This is a genomic window from Candidatus Poriferisodalis sp. (assembly GCF_965219595.1).
In the GTDB taxonomy this organism is placed as follows: domain Bacteria; phylum Actinomycetota; class Acidimicrobiia; order Acidimicrobiales; family Poriferisodalaceae; genus Poriferisodalis.
Map to the genome: position 1 here is coordinate 2,566,044 of NZ_OZ244781.1, position 24,549 is coordinate 2,590,592.

A 24,549-nucleotide genomic window follows, 5' to 3' on the forward strand; every position below is an offset into this window, starting at 1 on the left:
ACGGACGAGCCTTGGCATGCCCGACCCGAACCGATACCAGCACACAGGAGCACGCAGATGAGCCTCGCTGAGACGTACCGGCTGTCGGGGCGCTACACCGACGACAGCGGCACCACGTTCATGACCGGGCTGCAAGCCCTGGCTCGCCTGCCGATCGAACAGCTGCGGGCCGACCGGCGCGCGGGCCTGCGAACTGCGGCGTTCGTGTCGGGCTATCCGGGCTCGCCCCTCGGTGGCTACGACGCCGCAGTCGAAGCTGCCCGCAGCGCCACGGATCTGCCGATCGTCCATTCATCGGCTGTCAACGAAGATCAAGCCGCGACGGCCGTCATGGGCAGCCAGCTGGCCACGACCCGCCCCGATGCGACCTACGACGGCGTCGTCGGGTTGTGGTACGGCAAGGCGCCCGGTGTCGACCGCGCGACGGATGCGCTGCGCCATGCGGTTTTCGCAGGCACTGATCCTCGCGGTGGCGCGGTGGCCATTGCGGGCGACGACCCCGCTGCCAAGAGCTCCACGATCCCGTCGAGCTCGGCTGGGTCAATGGCCGACTTGCACATCCCAGTGCTGTACCCGGGCACGCCCGCCGAGGCGCTCGAACTCGGTCGCCATGCCATCGCCATGTCCCGGACGACGGGGCTGTGGACGGGCCTCAAGATCGTGGCCGATGTGGCGGACGGCGCTGCGACGGTCCTGCTGGATCCTGACCGGTTCGATCCGGTCATCCCGCTCGTCGACGGCGAACCGTACCGCCACCGGCCCGACGGCTACCTCCTCACGCCCCACACGGTCGACATCGAGCGCGAGATCGTCGAGGTCCGCTACGAGCTCGCCATCGCGTACGCAGCTGCCAATCGCTTGAACGACGCCACTGTCGATCCGCCGGACGCCTGGATTGCGATCGTGGCCTCAGGCATCACCTACCGCGAGGTTCGCGAGGCACTGCGACGGCTGGGCCTCGGCAGCGATGAATCGGTCCGGGACGCAGGTGTCCGGCTCGTGCGCATGGGCATGCCGATCCCGTTCAGCCCCGATCGGGCCCGGCACTTCGCCCGCGGGGTTACGGAGATCTTCCTGATCGAAGAGAAGAGTCCCAATATCGAGTCGTTGCTCAAAGACGCCCTCTACAACCAATCGCACCATCCCCGCATCGTCGGCAAGACCGATGAGCGCGATCAGATTCTGCTCAGCTCGTACGGAGCGCTGACAGCCGATGAGCTGATTGAGCCGCTGCGCGGGAGGTTGGAGGCTCGCATCGGTGACCGGCTGGTGCAGCGCCAGCCGGAGCGCGTGCGCATCGAAGTGGCACTGGCTCCCGGGCAGAGCCGCTCGCCGTACTTCTGCTCGGGTTGTCCGCACAACCGGTCCACCGAGGTACCTGACGGCGCCGTCGTGGGCGCCGGGATCGGCTGTCACACGATGGCGCTGTTCATGGATCCGGAGCGGGTCGGCGACATTGTGAGCCTGACGTGCATGGGTCAGGAGGGCACGCAGTGGATCGGCATGTCGCCCTTCGTCGAGACACAGCACATCTTCCAGAACTTGGGAGACGGCACCTATTTTCACAGCGGCCAGCTGGCGATTGCCGGCGCGGTGGCCTCTGGCACCAATATCACCTACAAGCTGCTGTGGAACCGGGCTGTCGCGATGACAGGTGGGCAGGATCCCGCTGGGCAGCTGGAGGTGCCCGACGTGGCAGCCGGGCTGTTGGCGGGAGGTGTGGCCAGGGTGCTCATCACCACGGACGATCCCGCTGGCTATCGCGGCCGTGCCCTGCCTGCCGGTGTCGAGGTGTGGCATCGCGATCGCTTGACCGAGGCCCAGGAGCTGCTCGCCGGCATCGATGGCGTCACGGTGCTCATCCACGATCAGCAGTGCGCGGCCGAGGCGCGACGGGCCCGCAAGCGCGGCACACAGTCCACGCCGCCCAAGCGAGTGTTGATCAACGAGCGAATCTGTGAAGGCTGCGGCGACTGCGGCGCCAAGAGCAACTGCCTGTCGGTACAGCCCGTTGACACCTTCTTCGGGCGCAAGACCCGCATCGATCAGACGTCGTGCAACCTCGACTACTCGTGCCTCGACGGCGATTGCCCGTCGTTTATGACGGTGACGGAGCCGGGACCATTCCGCACTGCGGTGCGCGAGATGCTGGCACCGTTGCAGCGCAAGCAACCGGCAGGCGGCAGCGATGGCTCCGGCGACGGCACTCGACCCGAACCGCCCGATGAGCTGCCCGATCCGGTACCGCTCGTCGGTCCCGATGAGGTGTCGGTGCGCATGTGCGGGATCGGCGGCACCGGCGTGGTGACGGTCAACCAGGTGCTTGGCACGGCGGCGATGTTCGACGGCTTCGAGGTGCGAGGTCTCGACCAGATCGGGCTGTCGCAGAAGGCGGGCACGGTGGTGGGCGATCTGCGGCTGAAGCGGATCGGCGGGCCGGCCACGGCGCGCCTCGGCAGCGGCCAAGCCGATGTGATCGTGGCCTTCGATCTGCTCGTAGCGGCATCGGCAGCGGGACTCGATGTCGCCGACCCGACCCGGACGATGGTTGTCGGTTCGACATCGCCGACGCCGACCGGTGCCATGGTGGCCGATCCGAGCATCGACATGCCTGCGACGTCTGAGCTGCTTGAGCGGGTGGCTGCGGTCACCGTCGACGGCCGGCAGCACTGGGCCGATGTCGCTTCGCTGGTGACGGCACTCTGCGGCTCTGCAGTAACAGCGAATGTGTTCGTGGTGGGCATGGCCGTCCAGGCAGGCGCGCTGCCCATCACGCCGGCGAGCGTGGAGGCAGCCATCGAGTTGAACGGCGTCGCTGTCGACCAGAACCTCGCCGCATTCCGCTGGGGCCGGACGATGATCTGCGATCCGGCCATGGTGACCGCGGCCGCCGCGCGCGGCACGGCCAGCGCCGCAGGTCCCGACGTCAGCATCGCCACAGATACCGGTCCTGACATCACAGTGCCCGAGCGGCTGGCTGCCCGCATCGACGAACTGATCGATGGGCTGGCCTGTGGAGCATCAGCGGGCGACCTCCATGCGCTGCGTGCGGCACTGCACCGGTACGCAGCCGAGCTGTGTGCATACCAGTCGGACGAGCTGGCAGCGAAGTTCCTGGACGCAGTCGCACGCGTGGCGAGCGCAGATCAGGCCGCTGGGGACGGCTCTGGCCGGCTGACAGCAGCCGCTGCGGCAGGGCACTTCAAGCTGATGGCCTACAAGGACGAGTACGAGGTGGCCCGGCTTATGTCCGATCCTGAGGCGAATGCCGCGGCGCGGGACTTGGCTGCGTCCGTCGGCGGCACGGTGTCATGGAGCCTGCACCCGCCGCTGCTGCGTGCCCTCGGGCGCACGGGCAAGATCCGGTTCTCGACGGCGTGGCGGCCTGTATTCGCGCTGCTGGCGCGAGGCAAGCGCCTCCGGGGTCGATGGTGCGATCCGTTCGGCCGTACCGAGGTCCGCCGAACCGAGCGGGAACTGCCCGGCGAGTACCGGGCGGCACTCGACGCTGCGCTCGAAGCTCTGGAGCAGGATGCAGGCGCAGCGAGAGGGGAGGCTGAGCCGGCAGGCGAAACCGTGGCCCGAGCGGCCCGTGAGCGAAGCGAACAAGAGCGGGAAGCAAATGGCCTCAGCACGGGAAGCCTGACGAGCTCGCGCATGTTGTATGAACAGGCCGTTGCCATCGCCGGGTTGGCTGAGCTGGTCCGCGGCTATGAGGATGTCAAGATGGCCACCGTGGAGACATTCCGTTCGGAGTTGGCGACTCACGTCGCGGGGCTCGCGACACCAGGCTGAGCCGCTGGGGCTGATCAGGAGTCTCGCCGGCCCAAACCGGCGACGATCAGAGCCATCGGTACCCTTCGTTCCGTGGCCTCGAGTTCCGTCGAGACAACGCAGTCGCTGTCGCCTGCCGGCGCAGCGGCGCCACAGCGCGCCGACGAGCCTGCGGGCCGCGCCCAAGTTGTGGGCACGGGTCTGATCGGTGGATCCGTCGCAGCGGCGCTGCGCAAATCGGGATGGCATGTGACGGGACGCGACGCCGTCGGCGATCACGCGCAACGCGCACTCGAGCTCGGCTGTCTCGATGCCGTCGGCACCGACCCGGAGGCAACGTTCTGCGTGGTGGCGGTGCCTGCCGCGCTGCTGGCCGACCAGGTTGCGATCGCGCTGGCCGACACCGCTGCTGCGGGTGCCGTGGTGACCGACACTGGAAGCGTCAAGACTCCCGTCGCCCGGGCGATCGCCGATCCGCGCTTCGTGCCGGGCCATCCGATGGCCGGTTCAGAACAAGACGGCATCGAAGGCGCGAACCCCGACATGTTTGCCGGGGCGGTGTGGGCCCTGACGCCGAATGAGACCACCGACGACAGCTCCCTGCGCTCAGCGCGGGCAGTGCTCGCGGGACTCGGATCCGATGTGGTGACGATGACCCCCGAACGGCACGATGCCCTTGTTGCAGTGGTCAGCCATGTGCCGCACCTGGCAGCAGCATCGCTGATGTGCCTGGCAGACGACCGAGCCGACGACGATGCGCCGCTGCTGCGCCTGGCGGCCGGCGGTTTCCGGGATATGACCCGGATCGCTGCAGGCCACCCGGGCATCTGGCTGGACATTTGCGGCGAGAACCGTGATGCCATCGTGAACGTGCTCGACGAGCTGTCCGAGCGGCTGATGCAGATGCGCGAGGTAGTGGCGGGAGCGGACCGCGACGGCTTGCGCGCCGTGCTCACCCAGGCGCGGCGCGCCCGCACCAACCTTCCGTCGCGCTATGTGCGGCCGCAGGAGCTGCTGGAGGTGCGCGTACCGATCCCGGATCGCAAGGGTCAGATCGCGGCCATCACCATGCTCGCGGCGGATTGCGATGTGAACGTGGCCGACATCGAGGTGGCCCACTCACCCGAGGGCGCCGAGGGTGTGCTCGTGCTCGTGGTGGCACGCACCGAGGCCCAGCGCTTTCTCGCGGCCCTGGCCGGGCAGGGCTACCACCCCACCACACGCGATCTGGCATGAGCACGGGGCGGGTCATCGGGGTCGTCGACCCGTTCACCAACGGGGCGTCTGGCACGGCGCTGTTGCCGGGTTCCAAGAGCATCACGAACAGGGCAGTGCTGTGCGCGGCCCTGGCCACCGGACGCAGCACGCTCGACGGAGTGCTGTTTGCAGACGACACCGACGCAATGATCGAGGCGGTCACCGCTCTCGGTGCGGTGGTGCGGGTCAACCGTGGCAAACGCCAGCTCGTGATCGACGGCATCAGCGGTCGGCGTTCGAGATCTCACGACGCCGCCGGCGAGCCGACGATGGTGCATGCGCGGTCATCGGGAACGACGGCCCGCTTCATCCTGCCGGTCGTCGCGGCGCTTGGCGGCCGCTGGCTGCTTGACGGCGACCCTCAGCTGCGGGCGCGCCCCCAGGATGACCTGCTGGCGGCGCAGCGCTCGCTCGGTGCCAAAGTGCGCGAGCTTGGCGAGCACGGCTGCCTGCCGATCCAGGTGTCGTCGGCGCCCGTCGAAGATGCGACTGCGGTCCTGCGCCATATCCGAATCCGGGCCGACGCTTCCAGCCAGTATGCGAGCGGCCTGCTGCTTGCCGGCCCCCTGCGTGGCGGCATTCATGTGGAGATCGATTCCGAATTCGACGCCGTCAGCCGGCCGTACATCGACATGACGGTGGCGGTCATGGAGGCCTTCGGTGCCATCGTGACCGTCCCGAGTGCCGACCGCTTCGTGGTGACCGAGGGCCACTATCAGGCCGCCGATTACGTGATCGAGCCCGATGCCTCTGCTGCGAGCTATGTCTGGGCCGCGGCTGCGATGTGCGGTGGCAAGGTGAGTGTCGAGGGGCTCGGCAGCCACAGCATCCAGGGCGACGTGCGCTTCGCGGAGGTGCTCGGCGAGATGGGAGCGGACGTCACCGTCAGCGCCGACGCCATTGCTGTCGGTGCGCCGAGGGGTGGAACGCTGCAGGCGGGCTCGTTCGACTTGCGCGACTTCTCCGACACCGCACAGACGCTGGCGGCGGTGGCTGCGTTCGCCGAAGGCACCACCTCCATCGGCGGCATCGGCTTCATTCGACGCAAGGAGACCGACCGCATCGGCAACACGGCGACCGAGCTCGCCAAACGCGGCGTCGACGCCGTGGCCGAACCCGACGGCATCACCGTGCGCGCGAATCCCTTCGGGCTCCGGGCCGGCTTGGTGGACTGCCACGGCGATCACCGCATGGCGATGGCGATGTCGCTGATGGGTCTGCGCGTGGCCGGGATCGACATCGACGATCCCGACTGCGTCGCCAAGACTTTCCCCGACTTCTACGACGTGCTCGAGACCCTCAGAGCTTCGCCGGAGCCAGTCGCGGAGCCGGATGTGCTGGTGATCGCGATCGACGGACCGGCAGCCTCCGGCAAGTCCAGCGTGGCGCGAGCAGTGGCCGGCGAGCTCAACATGGACTACCTCGACACCGGCGCGATGTACCGAGCGGTGGCGTGGGCGGCGTTGCAAACCGGCGTGGATCTCGGCGATCTCGCGGCAGTGGCGAGCATTGCACGCAACGCAGACATCGACATCTCCAGCGAGAGCGGCGCCCAGCACGTGACCGTCGACGGTGCCGATGCCACAGCGGCGATCCGCAGTGCCGAGGTGGATCGCAGCGTCAGCGCGGTGGCGGCCAACCCGCAGGTGCGCTGGGTGCTGACCCGGCGACAGCGTGACTGGGCGAACCGCGTGGGCGGGGGAGTGATGGAAGGCCGCGACATCGGCAGCGTGGTGTTTCCTGACGCTGTCGTGAAGGTGTTTCTCACCGCTGCGCCGGCGGAGCGGGCCCGCCGTCGCCTCGCCCAGCAAGCCGCCTCGGCGGGCGGGGTGGATGATGCGAGTCACGACGACGGAGCGATCGCTGCGCTGGCTGCGGAGCTGAGCGAGCGGGATCGGCTCGACTCTGGCAGGGCCGATTCGCCGCTGCGCGTGGCACCCCGAGCGGTCATTGTCGACACGAGCAAGTTGTCTCAGGATGAGGCCGTCGCGACGATCGCCGAGTTGTACCGCCGTGCGACCGAGCCCCAGGGCCCCCTGCGCCCGAGTCCAGTCGAAGGCTGATGAGCGGACCGGACGGGCCCGAGACCGATCTGCGTGACGGGCCGCTCAACATGGCCGTCTACAGGATCATGAAGTACGCGATCTGGGGTGTCTTCCGGGCGTGGAACCGTATCTCGGTCGATGGGCTCACAAATCTGCCCGATGGCCCGTGCGTCTGGGTGCCCAACCATCGCAGCTACATCGACACGCCGATACACGCTGCGATTCCTGCCCGGATGCGCGTCATGGGCAAGGACTCGATGTGGAAGTACCGCTTTCCGGGCTGGCTGTTCACGACGATCGGCTGTTTCCCGGTGAACCGCGACGCGCCTGATCGGGCAGCGTTGCGCACGGCGCTGGATGCCCTGACCCACGGCGACGGCCCGGTGGTGATGTTCGGCGAGGGCGAGCGCAAGGACGGCCCGCGTGTGCTGCCGCTCATGGATGGCCCGGTGTACCTGGCAGCGCGCGCGCAGGTCCCGATCGTGCCCGTCGGCATCGGCGGAACCGCCGCAGCCATGCCCCGCGGCGCCAGGCTCATGTACCCGCGGCGCATCAAGTTCATCATCGGACAGCCGATGGACCCGCCGCCGCTCGGACCGAGCGGCCGCACATCACGGCGGGCGGTGCGTGAGCTCACCGAGGAACTGCGCGAGCGCATCCAGGAGCTCTTCGACCAAGCCCAAGCCGACGTCGGCACCCCCAACGTGCGCTGAGAACTCTGCGTCGCTTCAGTGCTCCGTGGCGACGAGTCCGGCGAGAACACCGCTCGCCGCTGTCGTCCTGTCTGCCGCACCCAGTCGCGCTCCCGGAGGCACAGCGAGGCTGGCATGAACGGCCGCCTGCATGGCGTCGAGCAGATCGCGCAGCTCCCGCGGCGGGGGGAAGTACTCGTCTTCGTCGGTGATGGTGACCTCAGTGGTCCCCTGAGCGGGTCCTAGGCGTGCGATCACGGCGTCCACGAGCTCCTCCGGCGCGGAAGCCCCCGCCGTGACTCCCACCGTGCCGCGCAGGTCATCAGGCAGCTCAGCGGCGGCGTTCACCCGCAGCACGCGCTGGCAGCCGGACTCTGCTGCCACCTTGGCCAATGCCATGGTGTTCGACGAGTTCGCTGAGCCGATGACGACCACGGCGTCACAGGCCGCAGCGATCTCGGCCAGCGCGCTCTGCCGATTGGTGGTGGCGAAGCACAGGTCCGAGCGCCCCGCCATCCACACGTCGCCGAAGCGCGCCTTGGCGGCGTTGGCAACGTCGGACCAGTCGCGGTGGCTAAGCGTGGTCTGGGCCAGCACAGCCACAGGCGCGTCGGAGTCGTCGAGCAAGTCGACATCGGCGGGTTCGGAGACTAGCGAAATGGCGCCGGGTGCCACCGCCATTGTCCCGACGGCCTCGTCATGGCCTTCGTGGCCCACGTAGACCACCCTGAAGCCCTTGCCGGCACGTACGCGAACCTCGTGGTGCACCTTGGTGACCAAGGGGCAGACGGCATCCACCACGTAGCCGCCGCGCTGTCGGGCCTCGGCGACGACCTCAGGGGCCGAGCCGTGCGCTGAGAGCATGAGCGGCCGACCGGGCGGCACTTCGGCGACGTCGTCGACGAATACCACGCCGAGTCGCTCGAAACGATCCACCACGAGGCGGTTGTGGACGATCTCGTGGTAGCAGTACACCGGCGGCGGGAACGAGCGAACGAGCCAGGCGAGCGCCTTGATGGCCATCTCGACGCCGGCGCAGAAGCCGCGAGGCGCTGCCAGGAGCACCTGGTCTACAGCCACGGCTCTGACGCTACCGACCGAGCACGAGGTTCCTATCCTGAACCCCATGAGGCTGAGCCCCCGGGCCCAAGCGGCCCGCGAGCGAAGCGAGCTAGAGCGGGAAGCACAGGGCGAAGCCGTGGCCCGAGCGGCCCGTGAGCGCAGCGAACAAGAGCGGGAATAGATGGCCGAGCAACGAGGACGTGAGCCCGTCCGCGCGCCCTCCGGCCACCGGCCGGTTGTGGTGGCGGTGGAGCCCGGTTCGGCGGCCGAGACCGCCGGGCTGGCCCCCGGCGACGAGGTGGTGTCGATCTCCGGTGTCAGCCCGACCGACGTGATCGCTTGGCAGCTGCTGCTGGACGAGGCCGATCCTTCGCTCGCGGTGCTGCGCGATGGGCGCGAGATCGCCATCGACATTCCGAAGGACGCCGGCGTCCCGCTCGGTGCCGAAGTGAACGCAGCAATCTTCGACCGGGTGCAGACCTGTGACAACCACTGCGAGTTCTGCTTCATCTACCAGTTGCCGCCGGGATTGCGCCGGAGCCTCTATCTCAAGGACGACGACTACCGGCTGTCGTTCCTGTATGGCAACTTCACGACGCTCACCCGTTTCACCGAGCTGGATCTCGAACGGGTGCTGGACGAGCGCTTGTCACCGCTGTATGTGTCGATCCATGCCACCGATCCCGCGGTGCGGGCTCGGATGCTCCGCAATCCGCGTGGCGCGATAAGCCTGCGCTGGCTGGGCGCATTGCTCGATGGCGGCATCGAGGTCCACGGACAGGTGGTGGTGTGCCCGGGCGTGAACGACGGGCAGGTGCTGGCCGACACGCTGGCAGGCGTGCTCGACCGCTACCCGTTGCTGGCCACGTTGGCGGTGGTACCGCTGGGAGTCAGCGCGCACCAGCGGGAGCCAGCCATGCGTCCCCACACTGCTGCGGAAGCGGCGGCAGTCGTGGACACCTGCGAGGAGTGGCAGCAGCGTTTTGTGGACGTGCTCGGTCGCCGCCTGGTGTTCGCAGCGGATGAGTATTACTTGCTCGCAGACCGACCCTTTCCTGCGGCCGAGACCTACGGCGACTTCCCGATGCACGAGGACGGCATCGGCATGGCGAGGGCGTTCGAGCGGGAGTTCTGGGCCGCCGCTGAGAGCACGCCCGACGGGGGCGTCAGGCAGCGCGCGCCGGCCGCGGGATTCTTCTCCTGGGTGGACGGGGCGCCGGCGGAGGGCTACCGCGCAGTGCGGGCGCCCGGACATGGCGCGAACCGCAGCGGCGAGATCGACGTCGATGGGTTGCCGCTCAGTCTCGGGCCGATGCCGGTGGCCGTGACACTGCCGGGATCACCCCGTCGTGGCTCTTCTCGAACGATCGGCCCTACTCACAGCGAGCTCGCCGCCCAGCCCATCGGGATCCTGACGGGCACCTACGGAGCTGCCGTGCTGGCACCGCTGGTGAGTCTGTGGCAGGCCCACGCCATACCGGAACGGAGGGGGAGTGCACCTCGGGCGCGGGTCATCGAAGTGCCCAACCGGTTCTTCGGCGGCAACATCGGCGTGACCGGCTTGCTCGCCGGCGTCGACATCGCCGCCGTGTTGGCCGCCGAACCGGCGGCGCATCGTTACCTGGTGCCCGACGTCTGCCTGTCGGGCGGGAAGTTCCTCGACGGCATGACACCCGCCGAGCTGCCCCGGCTCGTCGAGATCATTCCCACCAGCGGCAGCGCCCTGCGGGAGCTCCTCGACGCAGCCGCCGGCGCACAGCCCGCTGCGACTCCGCCGAGCGACACTGCGTCGCCAAGCGGCACGGCGCCGGCAGGCGGCCCGTCCTCGGTCGACGGCACCGCTTCGCACACGGCAGGCGTCTCGCGATGAGCGCCGGTCTGCCCGTGGTCGGCATCGTAGGACGGCCGAATGTCGGCAAGTCCACGCTGTTCAACCGGCTCGTCGGACGTCGCGAGGCCGTGGTGGCGCCCGAGCCCGGCGTCACCCGCGACCGCAAAGCAGCCGAGGCCGCTTGGCGCGGGCACAGGTTCATCGTGGTGGACACAGGCGGGTGGTCCGCAGACGGCGACACGCTCGATGGCAAGGTGTCCGAGCAGAGCGAGCGAGCGATGGGCGATGCCGACGTACTGCTGCTGGTGGTCGACGTGACTGTCGGCATCACCGAGCCCGACGCCCGGATCGCCGCCATGCTGCGGCGCAGCAGCCGGCCGACGCTGGTGGTCGCCAACAAGGCTGACGGCGGCACCCGTGACGATGGCCGGTGGGAGTTCAACCGCTTGGGGCTCGGCGAGGCCTGGGCCGTGTCCGCCTTGCATGGCCGCAACGTCGGCGACGTGCTTGATCGGGTGCTGGACCTGCTTGAGATCAGCCCAGGCGAGCATGCCGACAACCCCGAGACGGTCACGAACGCCGTCGACGGGGGCACCGCGGACCATCACGAGTCCCTCAGCGAGAGCGAAACCCCTATCCACGAGGAGGAATCCGTGCCCGGGGTGGCCATCGTGGGCCGGCCCAACGTCGGCAAGTCGACACTCTTCAACCGGCTCATCGGCGACGAACGGTCGGTGGTGCACGACCGACCCGGCACGACCCGCGACACCATCGACACCTTGGTGGAGACCGAGGCGGGCCCGGTGCGATTCGTGGACACCGCCGGCATGCGGCGCAAGGCCCGGGTCGACGCGGATACCGAGTACTACGCCAACTTGCGGGCGCTGCGGGCCATCGATGCTTGTGACGTGTCGCTGCTGGTCATCGACGCCACTGAAGGAGTGACGGCGCAGGACCAGCGTCTCGCCGAGCGCATCGACGCCGCTGGCTGCCCGATCGTGGTGCTGCTCAACAAGTGGGAAACGCTGGATTCCGAGCATCGTGAACGCGTGTTGGGAGAGCTGGCGCGTCGCCTGCACTTCGTCGGCGAATCACCCGTGTTGCGCATCAGCGCGCTGACGGGTCGGGGCGTGCATCGGCTGGTGCCCGCAGTCTCCGCTGCGATGGAGGCATACGAATCGAGGGCGCCGACCGCCAAGGTGAACGAGATCGTCCAGCTCGCGCAGTCCGCGCAGCCGGCGCCTGGCGGAGCACGGGTGCTCTACGCCACCCAAGCCGCAACACAGCCGCCGACGTTCACGCTGTTCGCCAACCGGGAGCTCCCAGCTACCTACCTGCGCTACCTCGAGCGCCGCTTGCGCGAAGAGCTGGGCCTGGCGAAGACGCCGCTCAAACTGCGAGTGCGCCGGCGATGAGGCCGCTGTCCAGGCGCGGCGCGCCCTCGACCGCCCAGCGACAGAATCGTCGCCCGCTCCCAGACGGACCTCGTCATCCCGGCAGGCGTAGGAGCAGCGAAGGCGACCGGCCCCAGCAGGGGCGCACGGGGGCACCGTGGCACTTCTGGCTCGTCGTGGTCATGGCGACCGTGTACTTGGGCTGGCGTGCGGTCGAAGGCGTCGTGTGGCTCATCCAGTGGTTCGCGAGCGTCATCAGCTGAGCGGCCCGACGTTGGACTGTCCATTCAACCCAGCCGGTATCGTGCCTGCGGAACGGGCTGTGGCGCAGTCTGGTTAGCGCACTGGTCTGGGGGACCAGGGGTCGGAGGTTCAAATCCTCTCAGCCCGACCACAGCGGGGTTTGTCATGGCAAAGGGTGTGCCAGCGGTTGCTCCGGGCGGAAGGGTGTCGCGGCGGCTCGCCGCGGGAGTCTTCGCATTTGAAGGTGATGACTCCGATGCAGATCTCCGTCAGCAGTTCGGCGTGGCCACGCTGCTGCAGACCGTCCGTGAGCTCAGCGGCCTGAAGTTCATCCGGCGCGACATCGGCACGGCGCCCGAGCTCTTCTACTACGTCCGCAAATGGACCCAGCAGCGCTACCGCGACTATCAGATCGGGCACTTCGGATTTCACGGCAAACCTGGAGAGCTCTGGCTGAGCGGCTCCACCAAGGTGACCCTGGAGGAGCTCGCCGACGTGCTCGACGGACGGGCTGGCGGACGGATCATCTATTTCAGCTCGTGCGAGATCATGGGCACCGACGACGCGGCCCTGCGGCGATTCCAGGAGCGGTCCGGAGCTGCCGCGGTGATCGGCTTCCTCGAGCGGGTCGGCGGCAGCTTGGAGCTCCCGGCATTCGAGCTTCTGCTGCTGCAGGCGCTGAACGACGACTCGAGGATGGACGCAGTGGAGGACCGTATCCGCAGCCAGCATCCCTATCTGTGCGAATTGCTCGGCCTCAAGATCATCAACTGATCTGCGCTCGATCAGGGCGCCCAGGACCGCGAACGCCTCACCGTCAGTGAGCGTGGTGCCATGATGTGGCCTGCAGCGACTCACTGTCGGCGAAGGGGAGCGTAGATGAGCGAAACAGCGACTGAGCATCGCAAGCCCGAGATCGCGATCGTGCCTGAGTCAGGACGGGTCACCGTTCGGGTGGATGGCGTGGTTGTGGCCGATTCGACCGCCGCGGTAGTGCTGACCGAGGGACGGCTGCCGCCCCGCCACTACCTGCCGCCCTCAGACGTGAAGATGGAACTGCTCCACCCGACCGTCCTGTCGACTCATTGACCGTGGAAGGGCGATGCCAGCTACTGGTCAGTAGCAGTCAACGGTCAGAGCTACGACGACATCGTGTGGTCGTACCCCGATCCGATCCCCGAGATGGCGGAGATCGCCGGTCTGATGAGCTTCTATGCCGAGCGTGACGAGGTAGATCAGACCGTCACCTGAGCACTGCGTGCAGTTCGGGCCGCGCTCGAACGCTCATCAGTTCAAAGTGGCCGCCAGTTCCAGTGCCTCGTCCCACGAAGGGTGCGATGCCAAGAGCCGGCGGAAGCGCACGAAGGGCCTGATCGCGTCGAGCGCCATGACCGCACTCAGACGGCCATTGCGCCGGTATCCGGCCAGGAACGACCTGCCCGGATCCGGACTGCCCGCATTTGGGATGCTGGCATTCGTGCCACCTGCCACCGATCCGACCAGCACCTCCACGTCGTCGCCAGCGTCGGGATGCCCGGCGATCTGGATGCGAGCGTCATATTGATCCGACCAGACAAATGGCACCGAGTTGTAGGGCTGAGCCTCCGCGGGGGCCACCAGGTTGCGGCCCACTGCCATGCCGTGCTCGACTGCTGCAGTCCAGTGCTCTACTCGAACCGGCTCGGAGCCCGCCAACGGCCCCAGCCAGCCATTGGGGACACGCGCCGCATCGCCAACGGCATAGACGCCCGGGGGACCGCAGCACAGCGTCTCGTCGCAGACCACGCCGTTGTCAATCTGCAGTCCCGAGCCTTCCAGCCATGCCGTGTTCGGCACGACCCCGATGCCCACCACCACCAGGTCGGCGGGGATCCGGCTGCCGTCTGCCATGGCAACTGCTTCGACCCGGTCGGTTCCCAGCACGCCGTCCACGCCGACGCCCAGCCGCAGCTCCACACCGTTCTGGCTGTGCAGCGTGCCGACCCGCGTGCCCATCTCCGCGCCGAGTCCGCGCACCAGCGGTGCGCGGGCCGCCTCGATCACGGTGACCTCGCAGCCGCGGGCCTTGGCCGAGGCTGCTACTTCCGAGCCGATGAAGCCTCCGCCTACCACTGCGACTCGTGCACCTGCGACGAGACCTTCCCGGATGGCCGCCGCGTCGTCGAGCGTCCGCAACGTGTGCACGCCCCTGACGCCCTCCGTGCCTGGCAATGACCGCGCCGCTGCGCCGGTGGCAATGACGAGGCCGTCGAACGGCACCATCTCGGCACTGCCGCCTGCCGCTGGGGCCACTGCGATGGTGCGGGCGTCGGTGTCGAGCCCCACGGCGTGAGTGCTCAGCATGACCTCCACGTCGAGCTCGTCATAGGCGCCGTCTGGGTCGAGGGCCAGCGAGCTGGGGTCGTTGTCGCCGGTCAGGAACTCCTTGGAAAGGGGAGGTCGGTCGTAGGGGAGATGGGGTTCGGCACCGATGAGCGTCAACGGCCCGTCATGGCCTGCAGAGCGCACGCTGTGTACTGCGCGCGCGCCTGCCAGCGAGGCACCGACGATGACGATGCGATTCGGTGTGTTTGGCACAGGAGCAGTGTGGCACCTCCGGCGCGAGCGAGGACTGGTTGCCGGGGTGCCGCCGGCCGCGGCCGCCTAGCCGGATATCCAGCGCCTGCAAGGGTTTGGGCGCCCGGCCCGCCCTCGCTGCGCAGCCATCGGGGCGAGGCTCGCCGCACTGCGAGCGCGCGGTCCGCCGATCGGAATTCCCGCAGTTCCGGTTGAGTATTCCGGCGCTGCGGTTGACGCGCTATAACTGTTCCTCACATCCGTGGAATTACACCGGTGTCATTTTCGCCGGATGGATGGCAGTCGGGCCGCATGCGGCCCGGGCTGCGGGGAGCGAGAGATTCGTGGAAATGGCAGTCCGCACCACAGACATGGACGGCCTCGGGCGATCGGACGGCCCGAGATGAGCGTCACCGAGGCAGCGCCTCCGTCGCCGACGACCGAGGCCGCGCAGCAGGGTCCAGACACTCCGGGAATGCGCGTGCAGAAGCGCGACGGTTCCATGCAGGCCGTCGATGTCAACAAGATCGTCCGCGCCGTCGAACGCTGCGCCACCGAACTGGCCGGCGTCGATCCCATGCGGGTGGCGACGCGGACCATCTCGGGTCTTCATGACGGTGCTACGACCACCGAGCTCGACGAGTTGTCGATTCGCACGGCCGCGGCGCTGATCTCTGAGGAGCCGAACTACTCGAAGCTGGCTGCCCGCTTGTTGGCCACCTACATCGACAAGGAAGTCCAGAACCAGAACATCTACTCGTTCAGCCAGTCCATCTCCGAAGGCGGCGAGTGCGGGCTCATCCATCCCGATGTGGTGGCCTTCGTTGCCGCAAACGCCCGCAAGCTCAACGATGCGGTCATAGCGCAGCGCAACGGCGACTTCGAGTTCTTCGGCCTCCGCACCGTGTACGACCGCTACCTGCTGCGGCACCCGCAGCGCCGCACGGTCATCGAGAACCCGCAGTACTTCTTGCTGCGGGTTGCCTGCGGCCTGTCGCAGACGGCCGAAGAGGCCATCGCGTTCTACGAGCTCATCTCCAGCCTGCGCTACTTGCCGTCGTCGCCCACGCTGTTCAACTCGGGCACGGCCCATCCGCAGATGTCGTCGTGCTACCTGCTCGACAGCCCCACCGATTCGCTCGAAGGCATCTACGACCGCTATTCCGACATCGCCAAGCTGTCGAAGTTCGCCGGCGGCATCGGGGTGGGCTGGCACCGGGTGCGGTCGCGTGGCTCGCTGATCAGCGGCACCAATGGTCTGTCGAACGGCATCGTGCCGTGGCTCAAGACGCTTGACTCGTCGGTGGCGGCGGTGAACCAGGGCGGCCGGCGCAAGGGCGCTGCATGCGTGTATCTCGAGTCGTGGCACGCCGACATCGAGGAGTTCCTGGAGCTGAAGGATTCCACCGGCGACCATGCTCGGCGCACCCACAATCTGAACCTGGCGAACTGGGTGCCCGACGAGTTCATGCGCCGGGTCGAGAACGACTGGCAGTGGTCGCTGTTCGACCCCAAGCAGGTGCCGCATCTCACCGACCTGTACGGCGACGAGTTCACCGATGCGTACCGGGAAGCCGAAGCAGCGGGCTTGTACGAGCGGCAGGTGTCGGCCCGCGACCTCTACAGCCGCATGATGCGCACGCTCGCCCAGACCGGCAACGGCTGGATGACTTTCAAGGACGCTTCGAACGCCAAGTCCAACCAGACCGGCGAGCCCGGCAACGTCATCCACCTGTCGAACCTGTGCACTGAGATCCTCGAGGTCACCAGCGACGCTGAGACGGCGGTCTGCAACCTCGGCTCGGTCAATCTCGCCAAGTTCGTGCGGGAGGGCCCAGACGGCAGAACCGTCGACTACGACGCGCTGGGAGAGGTTGTGCGCACCGCGGTGCCCTACCTGGACCGCGTCATCGACATCAACTACTACCCGACGCCCGAGGCTGCCCGATCGAACGAGCGCTGGCGTCCGGTGGGGCTCGGCGTCATGGGCCTGCAGGACGTGTTCTTCCAGCTCAACCTGGCGTTCGACTCGCCTGAGGCGGTCGAGATTGCGGCCCGGATCGCCGAGGAGATCTACTACTGGGCGGTCTGGTCGAGCTGCGAGCTGGCTCGCAAGCATGGGCCGCACGGGGCGTTCGGCGAGACGCGGGCCGCGGCGGGAGAGCTGCAGTTCGACCTGTGGGGCATCGAGCCGTCCGATCCGGCACGCTGGGCTGAGCTGCGCGAGCGGATCGGCCAGCACGGGCTGCGCAACTCGCTGCTGGTGGCAGTTGCGCCCACCGCCACCATTGCGTCCATCGCAGGCTGCTACGAGTGCATCGAGCCGCAGGTGTCAAACCTGTTCAAGCGAGAGACGCTCTCGGGCGAGTTCATGCAGATCAATCGCTATCTGGTGCGTGAGCTGCAGCAGCGCGGCCTGTGGAGCGAGGCCATGGCCAACAAGATCAAGATGGCCGAGGGCTCGGTGCAGAACATCGCTGAGATCCCCGACGACCTCCGCTTGGTGTTTCGCACGGCGTGGGAGCTGCCTCAGCGCGCGCTCATCGACATGGCCGCCGCACGTGGCGCTTTCATCGACCAGAGCCAGTCGCTGAACCTGTTCATGGAGAGTCCCAACATCGGAAAGCTCTCCTCCATGTACATGCACGCCTGGAAATCAGGCCTGAAGACCACCTACTACCTGCGCTCCCGTCCGGCCACCCGCATCAACCAGACCACGACCGACAGCGCATCGGGCAGCAATGGCGGCCAGCCCAACGGCGGCACTGCAACGCAAGCGACCGTCTCGGCCATGCCCGACCCAGCCGCGGCGGGCTCGGCCGCCGCGGTCATCGACACGGCCGCCGATGCAGCCGCCGCCGAGGCTGTGGCGTGCTCGCTGGAGAACCCCGAGACCTGCGAGGCCTGCGAATGAGGCGTCGCGAGCTCATCGGCCGAACCACCTGAAACAGACAGAGGATCCCCATGGCACTCGTGCAACCAGCGCCCGAATTGGTGCCCCAATCCCTTCCAGCCCAGTCGCTTCCAGACGGCGAGTCGCAGACCAGCCCGGGCCCCGATACCGCTGTCCGCAGCGGCAACATCCTGGACCCTGGCTTCGAGTTGACACTCCGGCCGATGCGGTACCCGCAGTTCTTCGACATGTACCGCGACGCCATCCGCAATACGTGGACGGTCGAGGAAATCGATTTCTCCGACGACATCGTCGACCTCAACCGCAAGCTGGCGCCGGCCGAGCGGCACCTCATCAACCGGCTCGTGGCGTTCTTCGCCACCGGCGACTCCATTGTCGCCAACAACCTGGTGCTGAACCTCTACCAGCACATCAACAGCCCCGAAGCTCGCATGTACCTGAGCCGGCAGCTGTACGAGGAAGCGCTGCACGTGCAGTTCTACCTGACGCTGCTGGATCACTACATCCCTGATCTCGACGAGCGAGCGGCGGCCTTCTCGGCCATCGAGAACATTCCCTCCATTGCCGCCAAGGCCGATTTCTGTTTCCGCTGGATGGACAGCGTGTGGTCGCTCGACCAGCTCTCCACCGTCGAGCACCGCAAGGCCTTCCTGCTGAATCTCATCTGCTTCGCTGCGTGCATCGAGGGGCTGTTCTTCTTCGCGGCGTTCGCCTACGTCTATTTCCTGCGGTCGAAGGGCCTGCTGAACGGGCTGGCGGCCGGCACGAACTGGGTGTTCCGTGACGAGTCGGCGCACATGAACTTCGCGTTCGAGGTGGTGCGGACGATCCGCTCAGAGGAGCCCGACCTGTTCGACCAGGATCTCGCCGACCGGATCCGCGAGATGATCGTCGAGGCTGTCGACGTCGAGACGCAGTTCGCGCGCGACGTGCTGTCGGGCGGCGTGGCGGGCATGTCCGTTGCCGACACCCGGTCCTACTTGGAGTTCGTGGCTGACCAGCGGTTGGCCCAGCTCGGGCTGCCGAAGAACTTCGGCTCCAAGAACCCCTTCTCGTTCATGGAACTGCAGGACGTGCAGGAGCTCACGAACTTCTTCGAGCGCACCGTCGCCGCCTACCAGGTCGGCATCGAAGGCGAGGTCGCCTTCGACGAGGACTTCTAGGCGAGGTCGCCTTCGACGAGGACTTCTGAGCTAGGCCTCCGTCGTCGTGTCGAAGGCTGCCATCAGCCGATCCGCTGCGGCTGTTGGCGTCAGCCGGTCGGATCGCACTTCGTCTTCCAGCTCGGCGAGCAGGTCTTGGGCACGCGTTGCCAGCCGTGCGCGCATGCGCTCGGTGAGCATGGCGCGCATCCAGCGCACCCGCTGGTCTGCCCTGCGGGCTGCCAGCTCGCCCGATGCCGACATGAGCCGGCGGTGCTCGGTCACGTGCTCCCACAGCGTCTCGAGGCCGTCTGCGGTCAGGCCGGAGCAGGTGATCACCGGGGGAGACCAGGTCGGCGAGACCGGCTGGGTCATGTGCAGCGCGAGCTGGTAATCGCGAGCGGCGTTGCCGGCTCGCTCGACGTTGTCCCCGTCGGCCTTGTTAACTGCGATCAGGTCGGCGATCTCCAGGATGCCCTTCTTGATGCCCTGCAGGTCGTCGCCGGCACCGGCCAGCATGAGCACGACGAAGAAGTCGACCATGTCGGCCACGGCCGTCTCTGACTGGCCGACGCCCACGGTCTCCACCAGCACGATGTCGAAACCCGCCGCTTCGAGCACCAGGATCGTCTCGCGGGTCACTCTGGTCACGCCGCCGAGCTCGCCTGACGTCGGGGATGGTCGCACAAAGGCCGCCGGGTCATTTGCCAGGGCCGTCATGCGGGTCTTGTCGCCCAGGATGGAGCCGCCGTGCAGTGCCGAGGTGGGGTCGACGGCCAGTACCGCCACACGGTGCCCCCGCCCTGTCAGCGTGGTGCCGAGCGTCTCGATGAGTGTGCTCTTGCCCACACCGGGCACGCCGGTGATGCCGACGCGATGTGCTCCGCCGCTGTGGGGCAGCAGTCGGCCGAGCAGGGCTTGTGCCGACTCTGCATCGGCAGGGCGCCGAGACTCGACCAGCGTGATCGCCTGACCGATGGCCGCGCGGTCGCAAGCGCGCACGTCGGCGGCAAGTTCAGCGACATCGACTCGGGTCATCAGGAGCAAGGTACCGGGAGCCGCGGCGGCGGCCTGCCGGCTGCTGAGCCCGATCATCCGTCGGGTTGTCTCCATCAGGCGGCTGTCTCGTTCGGACTGTGCCCCACTTCGGGCAGAATGTCTCGGTGGGATTGCTGAAGCGGATGCGCACGGGGGACCGTTCCCACCCCGCCGAGCAGTACCTGAACCAAGGCGATCACCTGCACGCACTCGTGCCGGCGCAGGGCGGGCTGCACCCGTTCTCGATGCTGGTGATCGGCGTGGCGGCGCTGGCCGGCATCGTGCTGACGGTGGATCTGCCGTGGGTGCAGGTCAGCCTGATTTCCACGACGGTCTTCGCGACAGCGGCGGTGCTGACGATGTCGCGTTACCGCTTGCTCGCGCTGACCGATGCCGACATCGTGGTCATGCGCACTCGGGCGCTGCGGCCGGCCAAGCCGGTCGAGCTGCTTGACCGCATCGAACGCGTCGAGCCGTTCGACATCCGTGGCTCGGCGTGGGGGCAGATCGTCGTCGGCAGCGAGAAGCTATGGGTGCACCGCCGCTACCACAGCCATCTTCAAGACGCCGATGCACGGCTCGCCGCTGCGCCGCGCGGCATGCGAGCGGCTTCCAGCACCGCGTACCGCGCTTCTCGGGCGAAGAAGAAGGTCCGCAACGTGGGTGGTCGCCACCGCTGAGCCGGCGGCGGTTGTGGGGCGCTAGCCGGGCCGCTCGAGCAGATCCAGCATCTCAGCAGCAGCTTCGGCGATGACCGTTCCGGGAGGGTAGATCGCTGCGGCGCCTGCCGCGCGCAGCGCGTCGAAGTCTTGCGCCGGGATGACGCCGCCCACCACGATCAGGATGTCGGGCCGGCCGAGTTCTGCCAGCGCTTCCCGCAGTTCCGGCACCAGCGTCAAGTGGCCCGCGGCGAGCGACGAGGCGCCGACGACATGGACGTCGTTCTCGACGGCTTGGCGGGCCGTCTCGGCGGGCGTGCTGAACAGCGGGCCGATGTCGACGTCGAAACCCAGATCCGCATAGGCCGTAGCCACCACTTTCTGGCCCCGGTCATGGCCGTCCTGGCCCATCTTCGCGATGAGGATGCGCGGCCGGCGCCCGGTCTGCTCCCCGAAGCTGGCAACCCGGTTGCGCACGGCATCGACGGCGGCCGCCATCGGATGGGTGCTGCCGTCGCCTGAGACGGTGCCATCGTCACCCGAACTGTCGCCAGCCATCTCGCTCCCGTACACGCCGCTGATCGTGCGTATCTGGGCAGTGTGCCGCCCGAAGGCGTCCTCCATCGCCGCGCTGATCTCTCCCACGGTGGCATGACAGCGCGCAGCGTCGACGGATGCGGCGAGCAGGTTGCCCTCGCCGCTGCGGGCCACCTCGCGCAACTCGTCCAGCGAGCGACGCACTGCATCGGCGTCGCGGCCACGGCGCAGGCGTTCCAGCTTCGTTAGCTGGGCGGCGCGTACTTCGGCGTTGTCAACCCGCAGGATGTCGACTTCATTGGACAGCTCAGACCTGTAGCGGTTGACTCCGACGACCGTGCGCTGCCCGGCCTCGATGCGCGCCTGGGTGCGCGCTGCGGCTTCCTCGATGCGCATCTTGGGGATGCCGGCCTCGATGGCGCGGGCCATGCCGCCGAGCTGCTCGATTTCTTCGATGTGCGCGGCGGCTCGCTGCGCCAGCTCGGCGGTCAGCCGCTCCACGTAGTAGCTCCCGCCCCAGGGGTCGATCACCCGGGTGGAGCCGGCTTCGTGCTGCAGGAACAGCTGCGTATTGCGGGCGATGCGGGCACTGAAGTCGCTCGGCAATGCCAGCGCCTCGTCGAATGCATTCGTGTGCAGGCTCTGGGTGTGGCCGTCGACGGCGGCCATGGCCTCGATGCAGGTGCGCACCACGTTGTTGTACGGATCCTGGGCGGTGAGCGACCAGCCAGAGGTCTGGCAGTGCGTCCGCAGCGACAGCGATCGTGGATTCTCGGGCTCGAAGCCGGCGACCAGCTTGGCCCACAGCAGTCGGGCGGCCCGCAGCTTGGCCACTTCCATGAAGAAGTCCATGCCGATGCCCCAGAAGAAGCTCAGGCGCGGGGCGAAGTCGTCGATGCCCATGCCGGCGCCGATGCCGCAGCGCAGGTACTCCAGGCCGTCGGCCAGCGTGTAGCCCAGCTCAAGGTCGGCAGTCGCCCCGGCCTCCTGCATGTGATAGCCGGAGATCGAGATCGAGTTGTAGCGAGGCATCTCGGCGGAGGTGAACTCGAAGATGTCGCTGATGATCCGCATGGAGGGTTGTGGCGGGTAGATGTAGGTGTTGCGGACCATGAACTCCTTGAGGATGTCGTTCTGGATGGTCCCGGTCAGCTGAGCGGGTGCAACGCCCTGCTCCTCGGCGGCCACCACATAGAGCGCCAGCACCGGCAGCACGGCGCCGTTCATGGTCATCGACACGCTCATGCGGTCGAGCGGGATGCCGTCGAACAGCGTGCGCATGTCGAGGATCGAGTCGATGGCGACGCCTGCCATGCCGACGTCTGAGCTCACCCTGGGATGGTCCGAGTCGTAGCCCCGGTGGGTTGCGAGATCAAAGGCAACCGACAGGCCGCGCTGTCCCGCTGCCAGGTTGCGCCGGTAGAACGCGTTGGAATCCTCGGCGGTGGAGAAGCCGGCGTACTGGCGGATGGTCCACGGCTGGTTCGTGTACATGGTGGGGTACGGACCCCGCAGGTACGGGGCGAAACCGGGGTAGCCGTCGAGATACGTGCGCCCTTCGGAGCCGTTCCCGCTGGTGCTTGGCCCGCCGTCGTACAGGTCGGCGACGTCGGCGGCGGTGTAGAGCGGCGCGATGTCGATGCCTTCGGGAGTGGTGCTGGGCGAGGGAGAACGCCCGGTTTCGGAGGCGAACCGCTCTGCCCACTCCGCTCGTGCCGACGATTCAGATGGTGCCGATGATCCAGGGCTGTTCGCGCCGTTCGGGCTCCCGTGCACAGGCCCGGTGTCGTCAAGCTGGACGTTTGAGAAGTTACCGATGACGCTCATGACCCTGCCGCTCCCGTCACGGCTTCGCCCGCCGGCTCAGCCTCATACGGCGCTGCCCAGCGGTGCACGCCTAGCCCGACCGCAGGCGTGCCGGCCGGCTCGCGGGCGGGGACGCTCGCCCCCGAGGCCTGCGCAGCCTGCGAGTCCACGAAGTCGGTGACTCCGACGAGCACGTGCTCGCCCGCCGCGATCTGCTCCTTACGCTGCGCTCGTTCGGTGGCGATCGATGCCTCTAGCTCGCCGCCGGCAATCGCAGCGCAGATGCCACCGGTGGCTTCGATCTCGCGAAAGCGGTCCCAGGCCGTCTGCGCCAGCTTGCGCGTGAGGTCTTCGAGGTACCAGCTTCCCCCGGCGGGATCAATGACCGATCCGATGCGGCTCTCGTGGCGAAGGATCAGCTGCGTGTTGGCAGCGACGCGCCATCCCAGGCCGCTCGATGCCTGACCGGCGCTGACAGCGTCAAAGGGTCGGACGGTGATGGCGTCGACGCCTCCGTTCGCGGCACCGAATGACGCCGTGGTGGCGCGCAGCATGTTCACCCACGGGTCGACGGCGCTCAGCATGGCCGTCGCGCTGACTGCGTGGAGCCGCATCGGCGGCGCCTCGTCGCCGGTGCCGTTGACCCCGCAGGTGCCCAGCACACGGGTCCAGCACATCCGCAGCGCCCGGCATTTGGCGGTGACCATGAAGGGGTCGGGCCCCGCGGACAGCGTGAAGCCCAGCAGGCGAGCCGCCGCATCCGGGTCGAGTCCAGGCCCGTCGGCGTTGTCGCAGATCGCCCGCAGCCACGCCACCCCGGTCGCGAGCACCGCAGCCAGCTCGGTGGCATCGCTAGCGCCGGCATCGGCGAAGACCGACCCGTCAGCCTCCAGCGGCACGGCAGCAGGCGAGCGCTGTGCGATCTCGGCGGCGCTGCGCGCTGTGGCGCACATCGAGGAGACGAGCGTGGAGCAGCTGCTCAAGTCGGCCCAGTGCCAACCGCTGGCGGCCGCCGCGATCGGGTCGAGACCGAGCCAGGAGTTCAGGCCAGCGAGATCCACACCGTGGCGGTCGAAGACATCCAGCAGTGCCGCGGCGTGCGCAGGCGATGCGCCGGACTGCAGGTGGATCGTCACGCCGGCACCGGCGGCATCGCCGATGCCTGCGGCGAGTGCGGCGGCATCACCGTCGGCGTCCCAGCCCCGGGCGACAGTGACGGCATCCACGCCCGACGTCGTGTCCACGGCGACGGCGTCTGGGGTGCTCACAAGTCGCGCGTCGTGGATCTGGCGCACTTGCCAGCCCTGTGCGCCGCTCGCGGCGGTGGCGCCGCGGGTGAATGGTGCACTGCCGGGCAAACCCGACGGGTTAGCCTCGGTGCCGAGGCGATGCGCGGTGTACAGTGGGGCGATCTCGACGCCGTCGAGCAGCGTCGTGTGGAGCGACGACAGCGGCTCGCCCCGCAGCGCGCCCTCGGCCGCGGCCTCCCAGTCCTCGCCGCTGACAGTCTCGAAGGTGCACTTGTCTAGCGCTATTCTAGCACTACACTGCCTGACGCCATTTGAGGAGCAAATTGCCATCAAATGGAATGTTAGCAGC

At 67.9% G+C, this 24,549-nt stretch carries 15 protein-coding genes, 1 tRNA gene and 1 pseudogene; 12 read left to right on the plus strand and 5 right to left on the minus strand.

What is annotated here, in order from left to right; genetic code table 11:
• Positions 1-57: 57 nt before the first annotated feature.
• From ACOQPE_RS11425 to ACOQPE_RS11440, 4 genes are all read left to right on the plus strand, one after another.
• Complete coding sequence (locus tag ACOQPE_RS11425) at positions 58-3,795, plus strand: indolepyruvate ferredoxin oxidoreductase family protein (protein ID WP_420609033.1); 3,738 nt, start codon at positions 58-60, stop codon at positions 3,793-3,795.
• A 72-nt stretch (positions 3,796-3,867) separates the two neighbouring features.
• Positions 3,868-5,010, plus strand: a complete 1,143-nt coding sequence (locus ACOQPE_RS11430; protein WP_420609034.1) for a prephenate dehydrogenase/arogenate dehydrogenase family protein — start codon at positions 3,868-3,870, stop codon at positions 5,008-5,010.
• Positions 5,007-7,094: a 3-phosphoshikimate 1-carboxyvinyltransferase gene (aroA, locus tag ACOQPE_RS11435; protein WP_420609035.1), complete on the plus strand. Its 2,088-nt coding sequence runs from the start codon at positions 5,007-5,009 to the stop codon at positions 7,092-7,094. The genes ACOQPE_RS11430 and aroA overlap by 4 nt, the downstream gene beginning before the upstream one ends.
• Positions 7,094-7,789, plus strand: coding sequence for a lysophospholipid acyltransferase family protein (locus tag ACOQPE_RS11440; RefSeq protein WP_420609036.1), 696 nt, complete (start codon positions 7,094-7,096; stop codon positions 7,787-7,789). Before aroA ends, ACOQPE_RS11440 begins: the two co-directional genes overlap by 1 nt.
• A gap of 15 nt (positions 7,790-7,804) precedes the next feature.
• Here ACOQPE_RS11440 and ispH read toward each other — a convergent pair whose 3' ends face one another.
• Complete coding sequence (gene ispH / locus ACOQPE_RS11445; RefSeq protein ID WP_420609037.1) at positions 7,805-8,848, minus strand: 4-hydroxy-3-methylbut-2-enyl diphosphate reductase; 1,044 nt, start codon at positions 8,846-8,848, stop codon at positions 7,805-7,807.
• 163 nt (positions 8,849-9,011) lie between these two features.
• On the opposite strand from ispH, the gene ACOQPE_RS11450 reads away from it, so the two are divergent.
• The 5 genes and pseudogenes from ACOQPE_RS11450 (at position 9,012) to ACOQPE_RS11470 (ending at position 13,549) form a co-directional block, all read left to right on the plus strand.
• Positions 9,012-10,700, plus strand: coding sequence for a DUF512 domain-containing protein (locus ACOQPE_RS11450; RefSeq protein WP_420609038.1), 1,689 nt, complete (start codon positions 9,012-9,014; stop codon positions 10,698-10,700).
• Complete coding sequence (gene der, locus ACOQPE_RS11455) at positions 10,697-12,076, plus strand: ribosome biogenesis GTPase Der (RefSeq protein ID WP_420609039.1); 1,380 nt, start codon at positions 10,697-10,699, stop codon at positions 12,074-12,076. The genes ACOQPE_RS11450 and der overlap by 4 nt, the downstream gene beginning before the upstream one ends.
• A 295-nt stretch (positions 12,077-12,371) precedes the next feature.
• Positions 12,372-12,449, plus strand: a tRNA-Pro gene (locus ACOQPE_RS11460).
• A 14-nt stretch (positions 12,450-12,463) separates the two neighbouring features.
• Positions 12,464-13,072 (plus strand): DUF6642 family protein, encoded by a 609-nt coding sequence (locus ACOQPE_RS11465; protein WP_420609040.1) that lies wholly within the window; start codon positions 12,464-12,466, stop codon positions 13,070-13,072.
• Positions 13,073-13,177: 105 nt separating this feature from the next.
• Positions 13,178-13,549: pseudogene (locus tag ACOQPE_RS11470) on the plus strand (DUF427 domain-containing protein).
• A 36-nt stretch (positions 13,550-13,585) separates the two neighbouring features.
• Here ACOQPE_RS11470 and ACOQPE_RS11475 read toward each other — a convergent pair.
• Positions 13,586-14,875: an NAD(P)/FAD-dependent oxidoreductase gene (locus ACOQPE_RS11475; protein ID WP_420609041.1), complete on the minus strand. Its 1,290-nt coding sequence runs from the start codon at positions 14,873-14,875 to the stop codon at positions 13,586-13,588.
• A gap of 382 nt (positions 14,876-15,257) precedes the next feature.
• On the opposite strand from ACOQPE_RS11475, the gene ACOQPE_RS11480 reads away from it, so the two are divergent.
• Both ACOQPE_RS11480 and ACOQPE_RS11485 read left to right on the plus strand, forming a co-directional pair.
• On the plus strand, positions 15,258-17,768 hold the full coding sequence (locus ACOQPE_RS11480) for a ribonucleoside-diphosphate reductase subunit alpha (protein ID WP_420609042.1): 2,511 nt from the start codon (positions 15,258-15,260) through the stop codon (positions 17,766-17,768).
• A 203-nt stretch (positions 17,769-17,971) separates the two neighbouring features.
• Positions 17,972-18,931 (plus strand): ribonucleotide-diphosphate reductase subunit beta, encoded by a 960-nt coding sequence (locus ACOQPE_RS11485; protein WP_419856378.1) that lies wholly within the window; start codon positions 17,972-17,974, stop codon positions 18,929-18,931.
• Positions 18,932-18,961: 30 nt separating this feature from the next.
• Here ACOQPE_RS11485 and meaB read toward each other — a convergent pair whose 3' ends face one another.
• The gene (meaB, locus tag ACOQPE_RS11490; RefSeq protein WP_420609043.1) at positions 18,962-19,948 is read right to left on the minus strand and encodes a methylmalonyl Co-A mutase-associated GTPase MeaB; all 987 of its coding nucleotides are present in this window, start codon (positions 19,946-19,948) and stop codon (positions 18,962-18,964) included.
• Between the two features lie 125 nt (positions 19,949-20,073).
• On the opposite strand from meaB, the gene ACOQPE_RS11495 reads away from it, so the two are divergent.
• Positions 20,074-20,628: a hypothetical protein gene (locus ACOQPE_RS11495; protein WP_420609044.1), complete on the plus strand. Its 555-nt coding sequence runs from the start codon at positions 20,074-20,076 to the stop codon at positions 20,626-20,628.
• A gap of 21 nt (positions 20,629-20,649) precedes the next feature.
• On the opposite strand, the gene scpA is transcribed toward ACOQPE_RS11495, so the two are convergent.
• Positions 20,650-22,971, minus strand: a complete 2,322-nt coding sequence (scpA, locus tag ACOQPE_RS11500; RefSeq protein ID WP_420609045.1) for a methylmalonyl-CoA mutase — start codon at positions 22,969-22,971, stop codon at positions 20,650-20,652.
• A complete protein-coding gene (locus ACOQPE_RS11505; RefSeq protein ID WP_420609046.1) occupies positions 22,968-24,530 on the minus strand; it encodes a methylmalonyl-CoA mutase family protein in 1,563 nt (520 codons plus the stop codon). Before ACOQPE_RS11505 ends, scpA begins: the two co-directional genes overlap by 4 nt.
• Positions 24,531-24,549 lie beyond the last annotated feature (19 nt).